This is a genomic window from Permianibacter aggregans, from assembly GCF_009756665.1.
Classification (GTDB): domain Bacteria; phylum Pseudomonadota; class Gammaproteobacteria; order Enterobacterales; family Permianibacteraceae; genus Permianibacter; species Permianibacter aggregans.
This window is the reverse complement of sequence record NZ_CP037953.1, coordinates 155,019-175,663: the sequence shown is the minus strand read 5'-3', so window position 1 is coordinate 175,663 and position 20,645 is coordinate 155,019. Positions and strand designations below refer to the sequence as shown.

Here is a 20,645-nt window from a genome sequence, read left to right as displayed (position 1 = left end):
GACTGTCCCAGAGGCGCAATGAAGGACTGCCCATGATAGGTCTCCATTGGATTTCTGAGGATAAACTCCGGAGAAAAAGGGGGAATACGCCGTCACGTAGCTGAGAACTGCGTGATGAAACGAGACTCCCATATGAGGGTCACTGCCATATGATTGCTGAGAACAATCATGCGGAAACACTCTCAGTCGTACGGTAGGGGCTAAGCGTGCTTAGCCCCTCCTTTTTCCCCAATTCTTTGCCCGACGTGTGGTCTGGTTCTGGCAAACTACCGCCTGCCACTGGCAAAAACTTGCCGCTGCCGCATTCGAGGAGGCGCTCTTGAATTCTTCGACGCAGTCCATTGTTTCTCGCACCGCTGATGCCTACGACAGCGTGCCGTATGAAAGCTTGCCGTTTGATACCGCCCAACCCGAACACCTCGCCGCCATTGCCGTACTGCTCGGTATGACACCGGTGCCGCTGACGTCGGCAAGAGTGCTGGAAATCGGCTGTGCCGCCGGCGGCAATTTGTTGCCGTTCGCGATCAAACATCCGCAAGCGCATTGCATCGGTGTGGATTTATCCGAGCGGCAAATTCGAGACGGCCAGGCCTTCATAAAACAGTTCGATGTGCAGAACGTCGAGTTATTGGCGATGGATATCTGCAAGGCTGGCGATGAGCTCGGCCAGTTCGATTACATCATTTGCCATGGCGTATTTTCCTGGGTACCGGCCGATGTGCAACAAGGCATTCTGGCTGCTTGCAAGCGCCTGCTGTCAGAAAACGGCATGGCCTATATCAGTTATAACGTGTTTCCCGGTTGGCATTGCTGGGAGATTGGCCGCCACCTGATGTATCGCGCCTCGGCGCATATTGAAGACCCGAAACAACGACTGGCGGTGGCCATGGAGGCGTTGCGCGTGTTTTCCGAACACGCCAGTGATTCACCGGACCGGCCGCTACGGCAGATCTTGAAAGAAGGCTTGAAACGCATCGAAGGACAACCCTGGTATTACGTGTTGCACGAATACCTGGAGCCCTGCAATACGCCACTTTATTTCCGCGATTTTGTTGGCCACTGTGCCAGCAACGGTTTGCGCTATCTGGGCGATGTGCAGTTTTCCAGCATGTTCCGGGAGAATGTTGCCAGTGGCGAAGCCGATACCTTCATCGGCCAACACGCCAAGCATCGCTATGATGAAGAAGAGTTGTTCGATTACCTGAGTGGCCGCACGTTTCGCCGCAGCCTGATCGTCCATGACCATCGGCAACTGAACCTGGCGGTCGAGCCAAGCCGCTTGAATACCTTGTTTGTCAGCTCGACCTTGCATCGTGTCAATGAGCCGGTCAGTGGCGATGCCGTAACATTCCGCAAACAGAATAACCACGATTACAAGCTGAAAATTCGCGACCCGATGGGTATCGCCATTCTGGATTTGCTGTCTGCCCACACGCCACACCCGGTCGATCTGCCGACGTTATTGTTCGAGTATTGGACCGTGAGTGGTGAAGACGCCAGCAAGAAAACTGACCAGGATATTTTGCAGGGGCTCGATACCATCGCGACGTTTCTGTTATCGCTGCTGAAGAAAGATGCCGTGGCCGTGGCGTTCCAACCGGTGATGGCAACCAATCACATCAGTGAAAGGCCCGAAGCATTTGCCTTAGCGCGGGCGCAAGCCATCATTGAGCAGAGCTGGGTGTGCAACACCTACGCCCAGGTGGTGCCAACCGAGCCGATCATGAAAGCCTTGCTGCCGATGTTGGACGGCACCAGAACCGTTCAGGATTTGCTGGCCGCAAAACAGCAATGGTTACCTGCCAACGAGCCAAAACAACATGACGCGGCCAGCGTGTTACAGCGTAATCTGGAACGTATGTGCGCCACCTCTTTGCTGACTCGTTGATCACAGAAACGCCACGTTAATAATCCGTGTTGATTTTCCCGTCAGTAATTTGACAGGATCATGTTTGTCGACTATTTCATACGCTAAGTAATTGACGCGTGAAGAAATTGCGGCTTTTTTAACCACGGTGAGAAGATGTGGAAAGAACTGGAAATACTGCTGTGGAGCGATGAGCCGGAACGGTCGGCGCAGCTCAATACGATTTTTTCCTTTCTCGGTGAAACCTGTGCTCTGGCAACCAGCGAAACGCTGGAGTCGATGCTGATCGAAGAAAAAAAATTCCTCGGTGTGTTTATCGGTTCGGTCAATCCGGACAGCGCCAAGGCCTTGGCACAGAGGATTCACAAGTTTGATCGACAAGTGCCTCTGGTGCTGATGAACGATGGTCTGCGCGGCGAGCAAATGGAGCCGGTCGTGCAGGCGCAAGTCGTTGGTGTGCTCGATTGGCCACCGCGTTATGCGCAGTTGCTGGATCTGCTGCACCAGTGCCAGGTCTGTCGCAACAACCGGCACGCCATTCGCGTCAACGAACGCTCCAGCGAGTTGTTCCGCAGCCTGGTTGGCAACAGCAAAGCAATTCAGGAAGTGCGGCGGTTAATTGAACATGTCGCGCAAACCGATGCCAACGTGCTGATTCTCGGTGAAACCGGTACCGGTAAAGAAGTCGTCGCCCGCAACCTGCATTACATGTCGAGCCGGCGCACCAAGCCGTTTGTTCCAGTCAATTGCGGCGCCATTCCGGCTGACTTGCTGGAAAGCGAGCTGTTTGGCCATGAAAAAGGCGCGTTCACCGGCGCCATCACCGCCCGTCAAGGCCGCTTTGAACTGGCCCAGGGCGGCACGCTGTTTCTCGATGAAATCGGCGATATGCCGATGGGCTTGCAAGTAAAAATCCTGCGCGTGCTGCAGGAAAAAACCTTCGAACGGGTAGGCAGCAACAAAACCATTCAGGCTGATGTGCGCATTATTGCTGCCACTCACCGCAATCTTGAGCGGCTGGTGGATGAAGGCAAATTCCGCGAGGATTTGTTCTACCGGCTGAACGTTTTCCCGATTGAAGTACCTCCGATGCGCGACCGTCGCGAAGACGTGCCGCTGCTGGTCAACGAACTGGTGGCGCGCTTGGAAGCGGCCGGCTCGCCGGCGGTGCGCCTGTCTCCGAATGCGCTGATTTCGATGAGCCGCTATGACTGGCCGGGCAACGTTCGCGAACTGGCCAATCTGATCGAAAGACTCGCGATTCTGTATCCGTACGGCGTTGTCGATGTCGGTGATTTGCCAAGCAAGTATCGACATATGGAAGGTTTGAGCATCTCTCAGCCGCCAACACTGGCTGGCGACAGCGACGATCGCACCGGTACCGGCGTGGCCAGCACCGTCGCGGTTTTGCCGCGCGATGGCTTGAACCTGAAAGACTATATCGCCGAGCTGGAAATCGCGTTTATCAATCAGGCGCTGAACGAATGCGGCGGTGTGGTGGCGCGCGCCGCTGACCGCTTGCAAATGCGTCGGACAACGCTCGTTGAAAAGATGCGCAAGTACGGCCTGAGCCGCGACGAAGAAGTGTCAGAAGTTTGACTTCTGTTTCCGTCATGTTTACCAAGTTATTGTAAATAAACAAAAAATAACTCTGGCACGGTTTTCGCTTATACCACCTCAGTGAAGCGAATCGGAGCCGGAAACATGACGGATTCCTCGACCCAGAATCTTTCCTTTCAATCGAATCGGTTGTTGCCGGGCCTGATGGCCAGCGACAGCCAGCACAGCGATCAGTTGCGCGACTTATTGTCGTTGCTGCCGATCGGCGTGTTGTTGCTCGATCGCAACGGCCGTGTCGTCGATGCCAATCCGGTCGCCATTGAATTGCTCGGGACGCCGCTGATCAATCAGACCTGGTTGACGATTATTCAACGCAGCTTTTTGCCGCAGCCGGATGATGGTCTGGAAGTGTCGCTGAGGAGCGGCAAGCGCGTGCAAATTCAGACTCGCGCCTTGAGTGATGGTGACGGTCAGATGATCGTCATCACCGATCTGACTGAAACCCGTTTATTGCAGGAACGCCTGGCGCGCAAAAATCGCTTGGCTGGTGTCGGCCAGGTCATGGCGAGCCTTGCCCATCAATTGCGCACACCAATTGCCACCGCCATGTTATCGGCGCATGCGTTAAAGAAAAATGCCAACGGCAGCGCTACCGCGCAAAAGCACAGCGAACGGTTGATCGAACGTCTTCAACATATGGAGCGTCAGATTTCCGACATGTTGATCGTCGCTGGTGGTGGCAAACCCAATGTCGAAACGCTGGAACTGAATGCCTTGTTGACGCAATTGAAAGATCAGTACGCCAGCCAGATGAAAAACCATCGCATCAGTTTCGAGCTCTCGATCAGCAAAAAAGCCTGCCTGATCACCGGCAACCGGCATTCATTACTCGGTGCCTTCGGCAATCTGATCGACAACGCCATTGATGCCTTGCTGAATGTGACCGAGCGCAAACGGGTCTTGCACCTTTCGTTGCAACAAACGGAGCAGGGCGCTGTCGTGACCTTGCTCGATAACGGCAGCGGCATGAACGAACAAACCTTGCGTCGCTTGAAAGAGCCTTTCTTCACGACCAAATCAAAAGGCACCGGTCTTGGCTTGGCAGTGGTTCAGGCCGTGTGTGAAGCGCATCAAGCCGATTTGCAGGTGCGCAGTCAGCCGAATGTCGGCAGCCAATTTGCATTGGTATTCCCGTTGTATCAAAGCCAGTCCGCACAGTGGCCGCTGTCGGCTACGGCATGATGAGGTGCAGGCATGATTTCTGAACGTTCCGTACTGGTGGTTGAAGACGATATGGCGCTTTGCGAAGCGGTCGTCGATACCCTGGAGACTGCCGGTTTCGATGTGCGCAGCGCGCACTCGATGGAAGATGCCGCTGTTTTGTTGCGACAACAAAAACCAAAACTCGTGTTGTCCGATTGGCATTTGCAAGGCGAACGGACCGGCCATGATTTGCTGCACTTCGTTCGCCGCGAGCTTGGCGATTTGCCAGTGGTGCTGATGACCGCATTCGGCAATGTCGGCAATGCCGTCAAAGCGATGCAGGATGGCGCCACCGATTACCTGCAAAAACCGTTTGACCCGGACAATCTGGTCGAGCTGCTGAATCTCTACGTCAATGACACGCAAGCCGGTAACAAACCGGTTGCTGCCGATCCGCGCAGCAAGGAAGTGCTGCAACTGGCTGAACGTGTTGCCGGTTCCGATGCCACCGTGATGCTGACTGGCCCAAGTGGCGTAGGCAAGGAAGTGTTGGCGCGATTCATTCATCAACAATCGGCGCGCGCCAATCAAGCTTTTGTCGCGATCAATTGTGCGGCGATTCCGGAAAACATGCTGGAAGCAACTTTGTTTGGCTATGAAAAAGGCGCTTTCACCGGTGCCCATCAGGCCTGCCCTGGCAAATTCGAACAAGCTCAAGGCGGCACGCTGCTGCTCGATGAAATTTCCGAAATGGATTTGGGCTTGCAAGCGAAGTTGTTACGGGTATTGCAGGAACGCGAAGTCGAGCGTCTCGGTGGCCGCAAAGCGATTCCGCTCGATGTCCGGGTGATAGCGACATCGAACCGCAATATGCGCGAAGAGGTGCGCGCCAATCGTTTCCGCGAGGATTTGTATTTCCGTCTGAATGTGTTTCCGATCAAATGCCTTTCGCTGGCCGAGCGTCCAGGTGACATCGTGCCAATGACCGAACATTTGCTGAACCGTCACGCCCAGCGTGCCTCACGTCCGGTGCCGATGTTATTGGATTCGGCAAAGCAGGCATTGACTGCATACAACTGGCCAGGAAACGTCCGTGAGCTCGATAACGCCGTGCAACGTGCGTTGATTCTGCAAGCCGGCCGAGAACTGTCAGCCGAAGATTTTCAGCTGAGCTTCCATCAGGAAGAACAAGTCACTTCATCGCAACCGGGCGTCAATGATGCGACACTTGGTGATGCCGTGCGCCGTATCGAATACGAACGCATTCTGATGGCTTTGAAAGATACTGACCAAACCCGTGAAACGCTGGCGCGTCAGCTCGGCATGAGCCCGCGCACGCTGCGTTACAAAATTGCCCGTATGCGTGATCTCGGTTACGAGGTGCCAGATGCGTAGGTTGGCGCTGAGCGTAGCGAAGCCCAACCTACGTGATTTCGACAATAAACCACTAATCAGGAGAACATGATGAAAATTGCAGGCAACCAATTGCTGCTGCATGAACTCCGCGCGATGGCCGCTGCTGCCGCCAATCAGAAGCCGGAAGCGGCGAAAAGCACGACGCCGGTTGGCCAGTTTGGCGACCTGATGGGCAAAGCGCTGGACAACGTCAATCAACTGCAGATGCAATCATCGGATTTGCAGCGCCGGGTGGAAATGGGCGACAAAAGTGTCAGTCTGGTGCAAGCAATGATTGCCAGCCAGAAAGCCAGCGTGGCGTTTCAGGCAACGGTGCAAGTGCGTAATCGTCTGGTGTCGGCGTATCAAGACATCATGAATATGCCGATCTGAGGTAGCAACGTATGGCAGAAGCAAATGCAGCGCCGAACCTGCCCGGTTTTGGTGGCGGTGCGCTGGGCAACTTGAGCAACTTGAATGTATTGCGCCAGCTCGGCATTTTGATTGGTCTGGCGGCCAGTGTTGCACTGGGCATCATGGTGGTGATCTGGTTGAAAGAGCCACTGATGCGACCGCTCGGCCAAGTTGAACGCGCGCAAGCACTGGAAATTATTTCGCAACTGGAAGCACAAAGAATTCCCTATCGCTTGGAGCCGGACGGCACGATCATGGTGCCGCAGGATGAATACCAGCGGGTGCAAATGCAATTGAGCGGCCAGGGCATTGAGGTAGGCGCCGGCCAAGCCGATGCGTATTTGTCGAAAGATTCCGGTTTCAGTGTCAGCCAGCGTCTGGAGCAGGCGCGTTTGCTGCGTTCGCAGGAATTGAAACTGGCGCGCACCATCGAACAGTTTTCCGGTGTGCGTGCGGCGGAAGTGCATTTGGCATTGCCAAAAGAAGCGGTTTTTGTTCGTGACTCGGAAAAACCGAGCGCCTCTGTATTATTGAATTTGACCGGACAGCGCACACTCGATCCAGAACAAGTGCGGGCAATGGTCGATCTGGTCGCTGGTAGTGTGCCTAATCTCGATTCTTCGCGCGTAACCATCACCGATCAGTTCGGCCGCTTGCATCATAGCGGCAGCATGTCGCGTGATGAAATCATGTCCAGTCGCGAATTCGCTGAAAGCCGCAAACGTTCGGAAGTGCTGCAACGAAAAATCGAGCGCTTGTTGGAGCCGATCGTCGGCATGGGCAAGTACACCGTTGAAGTCCATGTTGATATGGATTTCAGTCAGTCGGAATCAACACAGAAAGTGTTCAATCCGGAGCTGAGCGTGGTCCGCTCCGAACGCACCTTGAATGAATCGAACGCTGATGCCGGCACTGCTGGAGTGCCAGGGGCGTTGACCAATCAACCGCCGGTGCCGGCAGTGGCTCCTGAAGTGGCTACTGCAGCAGCACCAGGTGCTGTTGCCGCGGCCAACAACAATGCCCGCGTGCGCAGTGAAGCCGAGCGCAATTACGAAGTGGATACCACCATTTCCCATACCCGCAATCAGATTGGCATGGTCAAGCGCATCACCGCCTCGGTCGGGCTCGATTACGTTGAAGGCGCGCCCGCCGCCGCTGGCGAACAAGCGCAGCGCACACCACGGGCACAAGCCGAACTCGACAACATCGCCAAACTGGTACGCAACGCGATAGGCTACGACGTGCAGCGTGGCGATTTGGTCGAGATTCAAAGCTTTCCGTTTGTTCGTGTCGATGTGCCGGAAGCGCCAATGGAGTTGCCGTTTTGGGAGCAACCTTGGTTCCAGTTGATGCTGAAACCAGCGATCGCACTGCTTATTGCACTGGCGTTTATTTTCGGCGTACTAAGTCCGGTCATGCGTCGCCTGACCTCGCCGCCGCGCGCTGCGCCGATTACCGATTCTTTGCCTATGATTGAAGGGTTACCCCCAGATAGAGTCAGCTTGTCGCAACCCGATAGTCTGAGCCTGCCCCCGCCGGTCAGCACGGAACTTGATTCTGTGACCCGGGCCAAAGCGGTAGTGCAATCAGACCCGCAACTGGTGGCACAAGTTGTGAAGAATTGGATAGAGCAAGATGGCTGAGTCGAAAGCACTGGAAAAGGCCGGTGACAAGTCTGCTGAAGGCGAGAAAAAATCGCAGGAGTTGACGCGCTTTTCGAGAACGGAACGCGCGGCGATTCTGTTATTGAGTATGGGCGAAGAAGCCGCAGCCCAGGTACTGAAGCACATGGGACCAAAGGAAGTGCAGCGCCTGGGTTTGGCGATGGCTTCAGTGAAAAATGTCGAACGCAACGATGTTGACGGCGTAGTCGGCAGTTTTCTTGGCGAAGTCGAACGGCAAACCGGCATCGGCATCGGTACTGAAGATTACATTCGTAAAACACTGCGCTCGGCGCTCGGCACAGACAAGGCCGATGCACTCTGTGATCGAATTCTGGCCGGTGCCAGCACCAAAGGTTTGGACACCCTGAAATGGATGGACTCACGTGCTGTCGCCGATTTGATTCGTTTTGAACACCCGCAAATCCAAACCATCGTCCTGGCGTATCTTGATCCGGATCAGTCGGCGGAAATTCTGAAAATGTTCCCGGAAAAAGTCCGGCTCGATTTGTCGATGCGTATTGCCAGCCTGGAGTCGGTGCAACCGGCGGCGCTGCAGGAGTTGAACTTCATCATGGAGCGCCAGCTTTCCGGCCAGACGAGTTCGAAGTCAGCCAGTCTGGGCGGCACCAAGCGCACCGCTGACATCATGAACTACCTCGACGGCAGCGTGCAGAGCGCGCTGATGGAACAGATGAAAGATGTCGACGAGGAACTGGCGCAACGGATTCAGGATTTGATGTTCGTGTTCGACAACTTGATGGATGTCGATGATCGCGGCATTCAGTCATTGCTGCGCGAAGTATCCACCGATGTCCTGCTGCTTGCATTGAAAGGCGCCGACGAAAATCTGCGGGAAAAAATCTTCAAGAACATGTCGAAACGCGCGGCGGAATTGATGCGCGAAGATCTGGAATCGATGGGGCCAGTCAAACTGAGCGATGTCGAAAATGCCCAGAAAGAAGTATTGACCGTTGCCCGTCGTATGGCGGATGCCGGTGAAATTGTGCTGGGCGGTAGCGGCGAGGCGATGATTTGATGAGTACGACGCGCGTGAAGAGGATTGGAGTCGGACATGGCGGCCGCTGAACACGACGACAAGGTTCGCCTGTGGCGCATGCCGACACTGGGCGAGCAAGACTCAGTCGAACACAACGCGCTCGGTGATGTGCAAACCAAACGCAGCACCGGTCATCTGACTGCCGAAGCGCTGCAGGCGATTCGTGAGCAGGCGCGACAGGAAGGTTTTGAGCAGGGCCTGAAAGAAGGGCGGCAAACTGGCGAAAAGCAAGCAAGAGAAGAGCTGGAAAAAAAACTCCAGAGCCAGTTTGATCAATACCGTCAGCAGTTTGAAACCTTGTTCAACGCCTTGCAGAAGCCGCTGGCTGATCGCGATGATGAAACCGAACAAGCCTTGGCCGAGCTGGCCTTCAGTGTTGCCAAACAGGTGATCCGTCGCGAACTGCGCACCAATCCCGGTGAAATTGTTGCCGTGGTGCGCGAAGCCGTGGCCTTGCTGCCGATGAACCAACAAACGATACGGATTCGTCTGCATCCGGAAGACGCGGCATTCATTCGCAAAGTGTTTGCGATGGAGCAAAGTGATTCGCGCGAATGGCAAATCAGTGAAGACCCATCGATGCAGCGTGGTGGTTGCAAAGTAACCACCGACGATTCAGCGATTGATGCCAGTATCGATGCTCGTGTCGCCGGTATTGTTGCCCATGTGCTTGGAGGCGACCGTGCCAGCGACGACAGTTGAACGGCGCTCATTTGGCGAACGCCTGAGCCGGATGAAGGCGCGAGTGCCGAGTTCGCCCGGTTTGAAAATCGAAGGTCGTTTGGTGCGCATGGTTGGCTTGACGTTGGAAGCTGTGGGTTGTCAGCTTCCTGTCGGTGGGCGTTGTTTGATTCGCGGTCATGATGGCCGCTTGCATCGAGCTGAAGTGGTCGGCTTTTCTGGCGATAGACTGTATTTGATGCCAACCGCGGATCTGCATGGGCTTGGTCCGGGCGCCACCGTTTTTCCTTCGGAAGAAGCCGCAGAAATTTTGGTTGGCGATGAATTGCTCGGCCGCATTCTTGATGGCGAAGGCCGCCCGATTGACAACAGGGAAGCGATCATCGGTCACCGTCGTTCACTGATTGGCAAACCGATCAATCCGTTGCATCGGCATCCGATTGAAGAACCGCTCGATGTTGGAGTGCGCGCCATCAACGCCTTGATGGCCGTTGGTCGCGGTCAGCGCATGGGGCTTTTTGCCGGCTCCGGCGTTGGTAAAAGCATGTTGCTCGGTATGATGACCAAGTTCACCAGCGCTGATGTCATTGTCGTTGGGTTGATCGGCGAGCGCGGACGCGAAGTGAAAGAGTTCATCGAGCATATTCTCGGTGAAGAAGGTTTGCAGCGCGCCGTTGTCGTCGCGGTGCCGGCCGATAATCCGCCGCTGCTGCGTTTGCAGGGTGCGCAAGTGGCGACAACCATCGCCGAACATTTTCGCGACCAGGGCAAGAACGTTTTGCTGTTGATGGATTCGTTGACCCGTTACTGTCAGGCGCAACGGGAAATCGCGCTCGCGGTTGGCGAGCCGCCGGCGACCAAAGGTTATCCGCCTTCGGTATTTGCCAAATTGCCGGTGCTGGTTGAGCGGGCTGGCAACGCCACCAAGGGTGCTGGTTCGATCACGGCGTTTTACACGGTGTTGACCGAAGGCGACGATCAACAAGACCCGATCGCCGATGCCGCGCGGGCGATTCTTGACGGCCATATCGTGCTGTCGCGCCGCCTGGCCGAAAGCGGCCATTACCCGGCGATCGATATTGAAGCCTCCATCAGCCGGGCGATGCCGCAAATCACCGAGCGCCAGCAACAATTGGCGGCGCTCGCCATCAAACAGATCTATGGTATTTATCAACAGAATCGCGATTTGATCAGTGTCGGGGCTTATCAGGCTGGCTCCGATAACGCCATTGATGAAGCGATAGCGATGCTGCCATCGATCAATGATTTTCTGCGTCAGGATTTTGATGAGCAGGTTACCTACGAGCAAAGTCTGGAGCAGTTGATGGCGCTGATTCAGCAAGAGCCGGCGAGCTTGCCGGCCTCCACCCGTTAACGCCAGGAGTGAATGATGAATCGCTCGGAACGTATGGCCCCAATTGCCAAAATGGCTGGTCAACAGAAGCAGCAAGCGGCCCGCCAGCTTGGGGACGCGCGCGCTTCCGTGGCGGCGGAGAACAAACGCTTGGAGGAACTCATTCAGTACAAACAGGAGTATCTGGCGGATTTCCAGCGTCGAGGTCGGGCGGGCTTGGCCGGCTTGGCGTTGCAGCAGTTTCAATCATTCATTACCCAACTTGACCGGGCTATCGCCCAGCAGCGCGACCGGCTCAAAGGCGCTGAACAACACGTCAGCCGGCAGGTGCACCATTACCGCCAGCGCTCCGGTAAGGCCATTGCGCTCGACAATGCTGTGGAGCAAATGAAGAAAAATGAGTCGGCCGCACGCGACAAGCGTGAGCAGGCTTCAACCGACGAGCTCAGCGCCCGACAAAGCACCCTGAAACGTCAGGGTTAATGATTACCCCCGACGCCAACGTCAGTTTTCCGGCGCAAAAAAATTCGACTGTCGCCACATCTGAAACCGGATTGGTCTATATTCCTTTAAGCTCAGCGTACAGCCGTGCAGGCTTGCTCGTGGGTACTGGAAGCCATCGTTTGCAACCGCTATCGTTACCAAGGTTTGGTGGCGGTGTTGTCGGTGGAGCCATTTGGGTCAGGGGTAGGTTCGGGAGTTAAGCAACAGATGACCATTACCAGTAGTGTCAATGCCGACGGAAGTGAACTGACCATTCACGTTGCCGGCCGCTTCGATTTCAGTGCTCATCAGCAATTTCGCGACATTTACGAAAAGCCGGAAAACAAGCCCAGAAGTTTTATCATCGATTTAAAGGATGCCACCTATCTGGATAGCTCCGCGCTCGGCATGCTGCTGCTACTGCGAGACTACGCCGGTGGCGACAGCGCCAGAATTCAAATCACCAACTGCAATCCCGATGTCAGGAAAATCCTGACCATTTCCAATTTTGAGCAGTTGTTTCGTATTTCCTGAGCGGTGTTTTGCCGACCATGAAACGCTCCGCCACTGCGTATTGGCCGGGGTGAGGGCGCGTCATGGCTGAACACCTGCGCATTTTGATCGCCGACGATAATTACAGCGATCGGATCATCCTGAAAGCCTTGCTGGCGCGCGAAGGGCATGAAGTCATCACTGCCGAAGACGGTTTGCAGGCCGTGGATTTATTCATGACCGAGCAGCCGGACATCGTGCTGCTTGATTTGATGATGCCGAATCTCGACGGCTATGGTGCTGCCAGTCGAATCAAGGCACTCAGTGATGAACGCCTGGTACCCATCGTTTTTTTGACCGCGATGACCGACGTTGATGCGCTGACGCGTTGTCTCGAAGTCGGTGGCGATGATTTTCTGACCAAGCCTTATCAGAAAGATATTCTGCACGCCAAGCTGCGGGCGCTGCGTCGCATTCAACAGCTGTACAAAACCGTCTCGCATCAGCGTGACCAGATCCGTAAACACCAGAAGCGGATGGAACGCGAACAGCAGCAGGCAAAAGCGATTTTCGATCGTATTGCCCATCCAGGCTGTCTCGATGCGCCGTTCATTTATCATCATCTTTCTTCGCTGCATATTTTCAATGGCGATGTCTTGCTGGCGGCCGAGAAGCCTGGCGGTGGTGTGCACGTTTTCCTCGGTGATTTCACTGGCCATGGTTTGCCAGCGGCCATTGGTGCCATGCCGATTTCGGAATTGTTTTATGACATGACCGGACGCGGCTTTGCACTCAGCGATATTGTCAGCGCGATGAATAGTCGGCTTTGCGAGTTATTGCCCGTCGGTGTGTTCTGTTGTGCCTTCGCCGCCGAAATCGACATTCGCGAGTCGGTGGTGCGGGTCTGGAATGGCGGCATGCCGAACGGCTTGTTGTGGCGAGACGGGCAGGGCGTAGTCGCTCAGTTCCGCTCGACACATCTGCCGCTTGGCATCACTGACGACGACCGCTTTCGCGCTATCGTCGAGACCATTGGCTTTGAAGAGCATGATCGCCTGCTGGTCTACTCCGACGGCATGACCGAATGCAGCAACGCCAACGACGAGCAATTCGGCGAAGAGCGCATGCTGCAATGTGTCGGAACGGTCAGCAACAATCAGGTCATCATTAATGAGCTACTGAGCGAAATTGGCCGCTTTTGTGCTGGTACCAGCGGCAGCGATGATGCAACCGCGCTGGAAGTGTTGATCGTTCCCGAACAAATGCAAGGCCGGCCGGCTATCGCTGACAAGAACGAGCGTCACGGACCCAAAGATTTCTCGTTTGCGCTGACGCTGCAGGCGCAGGCGCTTCGCGAGTCAGACCCGTTGCCGGTGTTGCTTGATGTACTGATGCAGATCCCGGGTTTGCGCGTTCATCGCGGGCAAGTGTTTGCCATTCTCGCCGAGCTGTATTCGAATGCCCTGGAGCATGGCGTGTTGCAACTCGATTCAGCCCTGAAACGGTCGTCCGACGGCTTCGCCGAGTACTATCGGCTTCGCCATGAAAAATTAATGGCACTGGATTCAGGGCGGATTGAGGTGTTTTGCCGGCATTGTCCTAAACTGGATGGCGGGACGCTGGAAATTCAAATCCATGACAGCGGCCAGGGCTTCGACTATGCTGACAGGCTGAACCGACCGCTGGAAAACCTGCGCGGCTATGCCGGCCGGGGGGTCGGCCTACTTTCCCGTTTATGTGAACGAGTGGAGTACTCTGGTAACGGAAATACCGTGGCGATTCAATACCGGTGGCGACAGGTAGATATCCACGATGAATGACAGTATCAATCTCAAGCAGATAGAAGAATTAAAAGATATTCTCGGCGATGAATTTCAGGGATTGATCGATGCTTTTCTGACCGACAGTCGGCAACGCCTGACCCGAGCCCGCGAAGCCATGGGCCGCGATGACTATGAGCTGGCCAGACGCGAATTCCATAGCCTGAAGGGCAGTTGTGGCAATGTTGGTGCCGAGCCGCTGGCACAACTTTTTCAGCAACTGGAAGGCCTGCTGAAAAAGGCCGATTATCGCAGCGCGCAGCAAAAAATGCCCGAGCTGGAACGCGAATATCAACGTGTACGCCAAGCCCTGCGATTGAGCATGGTCTGAACCGCAGGCCACGTTTACAAATCCGTGGCATGCTCCTTGCGTAGCATCCGATATCTTAATTGCTTTCGGATCACGCGCGATGAATACCGCTCTGCTTTTGATGTTGGATACGGCCCAGTTGCCGGCCGACGGCTTGGCCATGCCCGATGCGCAAGGCATGCCAGCAGGCATCGATTTCGCGATGCTGTTATCGCAGCAGCAAATGCCGATCGCGAGCCCGGAAAAGTCGCTGAAGCTGCCTTCGCCGGCGAGTGAAATCCTCGAAATACCGGCGGCAGAGCTGGAAAAACTTGCCGCGTCACAGCCGCTGGTAGCAGATGGCGAGGCCGCAATCGAGCCGATGCCCGAAACCATTGACGAAGCAGAACCGATGCCACTTTGGCAGGTGCGCTTGCCGTTTGAGATGGAAGTCAAAGCTAACGTATCGATGGCGGCAACAAGCGAGCAGACCGGCGGCAAAGAATTGCCGGCAGGCGTGAGTTCGACCGTTGACCCTTCCGTCTCCAAACAGGCAGTCGACAGCCAGCCATCGATGTTCGCAAACGAACTCGATGCCAACGCCACCACGACCCTGGATAATAAATTCAACCCTTTTCAGTTTACGGCCAAGGCCGCACCGCTGGCACCAACTGACGCTGCCGAGCAAAGCCAGAGTAACAGCGACAACAGCTATGCTAACGTTGCCAAGATTGGCAACAAAAACGACGTTCTGGCGAACGGCACATTTGCCATTGAACAACTGATCAACGAAGGCAAACAGCAGTCCTCGCAAATGGCCGTGACGCCGGGCTCGGCGGTCAATATCCGTTGGCGGACCGGTCAGCGCGAAACCGAACCGGTTTCGGTGATCAGCGCCACATCGACTACCGCATCTTCCAGCACGTCGACACCATCCGCGGACGCTAGCGCCATTGGCAAACCGTTCCTGCCATTGTTCAGTCCGCAGTTTGCCGAATTGCTTGGCCAGCAAACCCTGTCGATGTCACAGCGAAAAATCGACTCGGCGGAAATCCGTCTCGATCCGCCCGATATGGGGCCGATGGAAATCAAGGTCAGCCAGAGCGAAGGCGAAATCAAGGTGCATTTCATTGTTCAGCAGGCGCTGACCCGCGAACAGGTCGAAAATGCCATCAACCGCCTGCGGGAAATGTTCGATGCCAGCCAGCTGCAATTGGCCGATGTCACCGTTGAGCATCGCGACCAACAAAGCCAGCAGGAAAAAACCGATGGCGGCATGGCGAAAGCCGGTAACGCTGCCAACGGCGAAAATCAGATGGCTGATGCCGGGCGGACCACCGGCACACTCGCTGATCGTCTGTTCGATGCCTATGCTTGATCGCTGAGCAACTGCAAAACGTCTGGCCGACGTTTCTGCCACAATGTGGTTGATGGTTCACCTGTACTGCGAACGCACGAATGGCTGATTGTTGCGACAACGATGGTTGCGGTTTGAACGCCTTGCGTCAGCGCCAGCGACGCACCTTGTTGGCGGTGTTCTGGATCAACGCGCTGATGTTCGCGATCATGCTCTTTGTCGCCTTGCTTTCTCAGTCCACGTCCTTGTTCGCCGACAGCTTTGACAACTTCGGCGATGCCTTTACCTACGCCATCAGTCTTTACGCCATTCAACGCAGTCAACAGACCAAGGCCAGAGTCGCCTTGCTGAAAGGCGTGCTGATTTTGCTGGCGGCGGTGCTGGTCATCGTTCAAATCATTCGTTCGCTGATGCTGACATCGGTGCCCGTATTCGAGTTGATGGGCGTGTTCAGCGCACTGGCACTGTTGGCCAACTCGATTTGCGTCTGGCTGCTCTGGCGCCATCGCGAAGACGACATCAACATGAGCTCGGTCTGGGAATGTGCCCGCAATGACATCGCGGCCAATCTATCAGTGCTGTTGGCGGCCGTGCTGGTGTGGTTAAGCGGCGAACGCTGGCCAGATACCCTCATCGCCGTCGGCTTGGCGATACTGTTGCTGCGCTCCGGGTTCGGTGTCGTGCAACGCTCAAGGCAGCAACTGCACGCCAGCGCCTGAACCGCGTCAAAACCTCAACAACCGTTCCGACTTCGCGCCGAACTATCGTCAATAAATCGGCGCTTTCGCTTTTTGTTTTCTGTTCTATATTTCAAGTGACTGAAATATCTATGGTTTTTGGTGAGTTTTTGGCCTGGCCCGAAAGCTGCATAAACACGTTCAATGGTACCGGAGAGAAGACGATATGGCTGAAGCTCAAGATTTGGAGCTTGGAGAGGTCGGTAAACCCAGCAACAAAAAGCTGTTCATCATCATTGGCGTGGTCGCCGTGTTGCTGATTGGTGGTGTTGTCGGATTTTTATTGATGGGCGGTGAAAAAGCGGAAGGTGAAGAAGAGGCGACCGAGCAAGAGCCGATTGTCATCAACACCACCTATGTCGATATTCCGAAACCGATTCTGGTCAATGTGCCGGGCACCACCAAACCACGTACCGTCAAAATGACGATCAGCTTCTCGGTCGCCAATCCGGAACTGGCTGAGAAAGTGAAAAAGCATTTGCCGTTGCTGCAAAACGAAATCCTGGTGTTCACCGCGATGCAGGATGCTGACCAGCTGATGACGACTGAAGGCCAGCAAGCGTTCAAGCAACAGCTGCTGGAAGAATTGCAGACAGCAATGGAAGCTGAGGAACAGGCAAAGATTATTGACCGCGTGTTATTCACCTCATTTGTGATGCAGTGACATGGCCACGACCGATTTATTAAGCCAGGACGAAATTGACGCGCTGTTACACGGCGTTGATGACGGCGATATCGAAACCGAAGGCGAGGAATTTGCCGAAGGCGAGGCGCGCTCGTTTGACTTTGCCTCGCAGGATCGCATTGTTCGCGGCCGGATGCCGACGCTGGAAATGATCAATGAGCGCTTTGCGCGGCATATGCGCATCAGCTTGTTCAACCTGATGCGCCAAGCCTGCGAAGTGTCAATTAATGGTGTGCAGATGATCAAGTTCAGCGAATACGTGCATTCGCTGTTCGTGCCGACCAGTCTGAACATGGTGCGTATCAAGCCATTGCGTGGTACAGCGCTTTTCACAATGGAGGCACGCTTGGTATTTAGCTTGGTCGATAATTTTTTTGGTGGCATGGGGCGGTTTCACGCCAAGATCGAAGGTCGCGAGTTCACGCCAACGGAGCGCCGGATTATTTCCATTCTGCTCGATCAGGCATTTATCGATTTACGTGAAGCCTGGAGCCCGGTGATGAAAGTGGACTTCGAGTATCTCGACTCGGAAGTCAATCCGGCGATGGCCACGATTGTCAGCCCTTCGGAAGTGGTCGTGGTTTGCAGCTTCCATATTGAACTGGAAGGCGGCGGTGGCAATTTGCACGTGACCATGCCGTACTCAATGTTGGAGCCGATTCGCGACAAGCTGGACGCTGGTGTGCAATCTGACCGTGATTCCGTCGATGAACGCTGGACGGTGGCACTGCGCGAAGAGGTGATGTCGGCACCGGTGGAAATGGAAGTCAAGCTGGCGGAAACCGAAGTGAAACTGCGCGACATCATGGAGTGGAAAGCCGGTCAGGTGATTCCGATTGAATTATTCGAACATGCGTTGGTCACCGCTGGCGGTCTGCCAAGTTTCCGCGCTCAGTTCGGTACCTCTCACAGTAATTACGCGATCAAGATTCATTCCGAAATCAGTCGCGATCATATTTTGAATAGCCTGAAGGTGGGGTTCTGATTATGGCCAAAGATCAAGACGACATGGCAGACGAGTGGGCAGCCGCGATTGCCGAGCAGCAGAAAGCCGAAGCGGCGCCTTTGGAAGAGCTGCATGATGAGTCGACCAAAGGGGCAGGTACCGAAAAGCTTGACGTAATTCTCGATATTCCGGTGACGCTGTCGATGGAGGTTGGCCGCACTCAGATCCCGATTCGCAATCTTTTGCAATTGAATCAGGGCTCGGTCGTTGAGCTCGATAGGCTCGCTGGCGAACCGCTTGATGTGCTGGTCAACGGCACCTTGATCGCGCACGGCGAAGTGGTTGTCGTCAACGAAAAATTCGGCATCAGATTGACTGATGTCATGTCGCCGCATGAACGCATCAAGAAGTTGCGCTAAGTCATCGCCATGAACAATTTGTTGCTGACATTGATCGCGAGTCCGGCGGCGACACCGGTTGGCAGCGCCATCGCCGAAGGTCCATCGGTTACCCGCCTGCTGCTTAGCCTGCTGGTGGTGTTGGCCGTGGTATTTGCGCTGGCTTGGTTCTGGCGCCGCGGCACCGGCTTGATTGGTCATCACAAACAAATGAAAGTGTTGTCGGCGATGTCGGTCGGCACTCGTGAACGAGTGATGCTGATACAGGTGGGCAAGCAGCAATTACTGATTGGTGTGACGCCAAATCAGATCACTCATCTGCAATCATTTGCTGAGCCGGTCATTGATCCAAATGGCGAACAACAGGGTCAGCAGGACTTCTCACAAGTGTTCAAAAAAATGCTGAAAGGCGAAAAACCATGAGCCGTTTGTTGTTCGTCTTGGTGCTATTGCTGGGCACAGGCGTGATGGCCGCCGAAGCGCCGCCAGCCGGCGGTGGTGCCACCGAGTTCATTCCGGCCCTGACGGTAACGGACACCGCTGAAGGTGGTCAGCAGTACTCGGTGACACTACAAATTGTCATGCTGATGACGGCGCTGAGTTTCCTGCCGGCGCTGATCATCATGATGACCTCGTTCACCCGCATCGCTGTCGTGTTTGCGATTCTGCGTCAGGCACTCGGCATGCAGCAAACACCGTCGAACCAGATTCTGATCGGACTGACGCTGTTCCTGACGTTTTTCATCATGGCGCCGGTGTTTCAACGCGCCAATGAGCAGGCGCTGACGCCGTACATGGATAACCAGATCTCGGCAACCGAAGCCTTCGATCGTGCCAAAGCGCCATTCCACTCATTCATGCTGGCGCAAACTCGGCGTACCGATCTGGATTTATTTTTGCGCCTGTCGAAAACCGAGATTGCCAGCGCCGAGGAAGCGCCTTTCTGGGTGGTCGTGCCGGCGTTTGTCACCAGCGAATTGAAAACGGCGTTTCAAATCGGTTTTATGTTGTTCATTCCGTTTCTGATTATCGATCTGGTCGTCGCCAGTGTGCTGATGGCGATGGGTATGATGATGTTGTCGCCACTGGTGATCTCGCTGCCATTCAAGCTGATGCTGTTCGTGCTGGTTGATGGCTGGACGCTGATCATCGGTACGCTGGCCAATAGTTTCAGGGTGGTGTGATGAGCCCGGAATTTGCCGTTGAATTATTGCGCAGCGCGTTGTGGATGACCGTCGTGTTGGTGTCGGCGATTATTGTGCCGGGCCTAATTGTCGGTTTACTGGTGGCAGTGTTTCAAGCGGCGACCAGCATCAACGAACAAACCTTGAGTTTCCTGCCGCGTTTGGTGACCACATTGCTGGCGCTGGCCTTGCTTGGTCATTGGTTCGTTGATCAGCTGATCTCTTATACCGAAGCGCTGATCCTGAGCATTCCTTCCGTTATCGGTACCTGAACGACGATGGACATCACCTTCAGCCAAATCGATGCTTGGCTGGCCGCTTTTCTGTGGCCATTCTGCCGGCTTGGTGGTTTGCTGATGACGATGTCGATTACCGGCACCCGCAGTGTTTCGGCGCGCATTCGTTTGATTCTTGCTGTGCTGGTCACGGTAACGGTGGCACCTTCGATTCCCCCCATGCCGGATATTTCGCTGTTTTCCTTGGCCAGCCTGGTCATCGTCGGCCAGGAATTATTGATTGGCATTGCGCTGGGGTTTATCACCCGCATTTTTCTTGAAGTGTTTGTTGTTGCCGGGCAGCTCGTTTCGCTGCAAACCGGTTTGGGGTTCGGTTCCTTGGTCGATCCGGTCAATGGCGCTTCCGTGCCGCTGGTCGGTCAGGCGTTTTTGATCTGCGCAACCTTGTTGTTCGTGATCTTCGATGGTCATTTATTGATGATCGAGATCGCCGTCATGAGCTTTCATTCGATTCCGGTCGGGTTGGATTCGATCGGCAAAATTGATTGGTTCCTGCTCGCCGATCTCGGCCGCTGGATGTTTGCCGGTGGTTTGATTGTCGCGCTGGCTGCGGTGCTGGCCTTGTTGATGCTGAATCTGGCGTTCGGCATTTTGACCCGCGCCACACCGCAACTGAATTTATTTGTTATTGGTTTTCCGGCGACGATGGTATCCGGATTCATTCTGCTTTGGATTGTGGCGTCAGATTTCACGATGCATTTCGACCGGGAATTCTCCCGGATGCGTGAAGTCAGTTGTCAGCTTGTTGGCCTGAGGTGCTGAC

22 protein-coding genes are annotated in these 20,645 nt (G+C 55.0%); all 22 read left to right on the top strand.

Annotation, left to right across the window (positions count from 1 at the left end; translation table 11 throughout):
* Positions 1-319: 319 nt before the first annotated feature.
* The 22 genes from E2H98_RS00815 to fliR all read left to right on the top strand — a co-directional run bounded on the left by E2H98_RS00815 (position 320) and on the right by fliR (position 20,644).
* Positions 320-1,888, top strand: a complete 1,569-nt coding sequence (locus tag E2H98_RS00815) for a methyltransferase regulatory domain-containing protein (RefSeq protein ID WP_133589709.1) — start codon at positions 320-322, stop codon at positions 1,886-1,888.
* A gap of 135 nt (positions 1,889-2,023) precedes the next feature.
* The gene (locus E2H98_RS00810) at positions 2,024-3,466 is read left to right on the top strand and encodes a sigma-54 dependent transcriptional regulator (RefSeq protein ID WP_133589707.1); all 1,443 of its coding nucleotides are present in this window, start codon (positions 2,024-2,026) and stop codon (positions 3,464-3,466) included.
* 105 nt (positions 3,467-3,571) lie between these two features.
* Positions 3,572-4,669: a sensor histidine kinase gene (locus E2H98_RS00805; RefSeq protein ID WP_133589705.1), complete on the top strand. Its 1,098-nt coding sequence runs from the start codon at positions 3,572-3,574 to the stop codon at positions 4,667-4,669.
* Between the two features lie 12 nt (positions 4,670-4,681).
* Positions 4,682-6,025, top strand: a complete 1,344-nt coding sequence (locus tag E2H98_RS00800) for a sigma-54-dependent transcriptional regulator (protein ID WP_198325197.1) — start codon at positions 4,682-4,684, stop codon at positions 6,023-6,025.
* A gap of 66 nt (positions 6,026-6,091) precedes the next feature.
* A complete protein-coding gene (gene fliE / locus E2H98_RS00795; protein ID WP_198325196.1) occupies positions 6,092-6,418 on the top strand; it encodes a flagellar hook-basal body complex protein FliE in 327 nt (108 codons plus the stop codon).
* Between the two features lie 11 nt (positions 6,419-6,429).
* Positions 6,430-8,082 carry a flagellar basal-body MS-ring/collar protein FliF gene (gene fliF, locus E2H98_RS00790; RefSeq protein ID WP_133589703.1) on the top strand — a complete coding sequence of 551 codons (1,653 nt, stop codon included), beginning with the start codon at positions 6,430-6,432 and terminating at the stop codon, positions 8,080-8,082.
* On the top strand, positions 8,075-9,139 hold the full coding sequence (fliG, locus tag E2H98_RS00785) for a flagellar motor switch protein FliG (RefSeq protein WP_133589701.1): 1,065 nt from the start codon (positions 8,075-8,077) through the stop codon (positions 9,137-9,139). The genes fliF and fliG overlap by 8 nt, the downstream gene beginning before the upstream one ends.
* A 36-nt stretch (positions 9,140-9,175) precedes the next feature.
* Positions 9,176-9,862, top strand: a complete 687-nt coding sequence (locus tag E2H98_RS00780) for a flagellar assembly protein FliH (protein ID WP_133589699.1) — start codon at positions 9,176-9,178, stop codon at positions 9,860-9,862.
* Positions 9,863-9,893: 31 nt separating this feature from the next.
* Entirely contained in the window at positions 9,894-11,216 is a 1,323-nt protein-coding gene (gene fliI / locus E2H98_RS00775; protein WP_170179669.1) for a flagellar protein export ATPase FliI, read from the top strand.
* 12 nt (positions 11,217-11,228) lie between these two features.
* Positions 11,229-11,678 carry a flagellar export protein FliJ gene (gene fliJ / locus E2H98_RS00770; RefSeq protein ID WP_133589695.1) on the top strand — a complete coding sequence of 150 codons (450 nt, stop codon included), beginning with the start codon at positions 11,229-11,231 and terminating at the stop codon, positions 11,676-11,678.
* A gap of 228 nt (positions 11,679-11,906) precedes the next feature.
* Positions 11,907-12,212: an STAS domain-containing protein gene (locus tag E2H98_RS00765; RefSeq protein ID WP_133589693.1), complete on the top strand. Its 306-nt coding sequence runs from the start codon at positions 11,907-11,909 to the stop codon at positions 12,210-12,212.
* Between the two features lie 62 nt (positions 12,213-12,274).
* Positions 12,275-13,990 (top strand): ATP-binding SpoIIE family protein phosphatase, encoded by a 1,716-nt coding sequence (locus tag E2H98_RS00760; RefSeq protein ID WP_133589691.1) that lies wholly within the window; start codon positions 12,275-12,277, stop codon positions 13,988-13,990.
* Positions 13,983-14,321 (top strand): Hpt domain-containing protein, encoded by a 339-nt coding sequence (locus tag E2H98_RS00755; protein WP_133589688.1) that lies wholly within the window; start codon positions 13,983-13,985, stop codon positions 14,319-14,321. The genes E2H98_RS00760 and E2H98_RS00755 overlap by 8 nt, the downstream gene beginning before the upstream one ends.
* 79 nt (positions 14,322-14,400) lie before the next feature.
* Positions 14,401-15,657 (top strand): flagellar hook-length control protein FliK, encoded by a 1,257-nt coding sequence (locus tag E2H98_RS00750; protein WP_133589686.1) that lies wholly within the window; start codon positions 14,401-14,403, stop codon positions 15,655-15,657.
* 80 nt (positions 15,658-15,737) lie between these two features.
* Positions 15,738-16,355: a cation transporter gene (locus E2H98_RS00745; protein ID WP_133589684.1), complete on the top strand. Its 618-nt coding sequence runs from the start codon at positions 15,738-15,740 to the stop codon at positions 16,353-16,355.
* A gap of 184 nt (positions 16,356-16,539) precedes the next feature.
* Positions 16,540-17,037, top strand: a complete 498-nt coding sequence (locus tag E2H98_RS00740) for a flagellar basal body-associated FliL family protein (protein WP_133589682.1) — start codon at positions 16,540-16,542, stop codon at positions 17,035-17,037.
* 1 nt (position 17,038) lies between these two features.
* Positions 17,039-18,043, top strand: a complete 1,005-nt coding sequence (gene fliM, locus E2H98_RS00735) for a flagellar motor switch protein FliM (RefSeq protein ID WP_133589680.1) — start codon at positions 17,039-17,041, stop codon at positions 18,041-18,043.
* 2 nt (positions 18,044-18,045) lie between these two features.
* Positions 18,046-18,423: a flagellar motor switch protein FliN gene (fliN, locus tag E2H98_RS00730; protein WP_133589678.1), complete on the top strand. Its 378-nt coding sequence runs from the start codon at positions 18,046-18,048 to the stop codon at positions 18,421-18,423.
* Between the two features lie 9 nt (positions 18,424-18,432).
* Positions 18,433-18,825, top strand: a complete 393-nt coding sequence (gene fliO / locus E2H98_RS00725) for a flagellar biosynthetic protein FliO (RefSeq protein ID WP_133589675.1) — start codon at positions 18,433-18,435, stop codon at positions 18,823-18,825.
* Complete coding sequence (gene fliP / locus E2H98_RS00720; RefSeq protein ID WP_133589673.1) at positions 18,822-19,586, top strand: flagellar type III secretion system pore protein FliP; 765 nt, start codon at positions 18,822-18,824, stop codon at positions 19,584-19,586. Before fliO ends, fliP begins: the two co-directional genes overlap by 4 nt.
* Positions 19,586-19,858 (top strand): flagellar biosynthesis protein FliQ, encoded by a 273-nt coding sequence (gene fliQ, locus E2H98_RS00715; protein ID WP_133589671.1) that lies wholly within the window; start codon positions 19,586-19,588, stop codon positions 19,856-19,858. The genes fliP and fliQ overlap by 1 nt, the downstream gene beginning before the upstream one ends.
* Before the next feature lie 6 nt (positions 19,859-19,864).
* Positions 19,865-20,644 (top strand): flagellar biosynthetic protein FliR, encoded by a 780-nt coding sequence (fliR, locus tag E2H98_RS00710; protein WP_133589669.1) that lies wholly within the window; start codon positions 19,865-19,867, stop codon positions 20,642-20,644.
* Position 20,645: the final 1 nt, after the last annotated feature.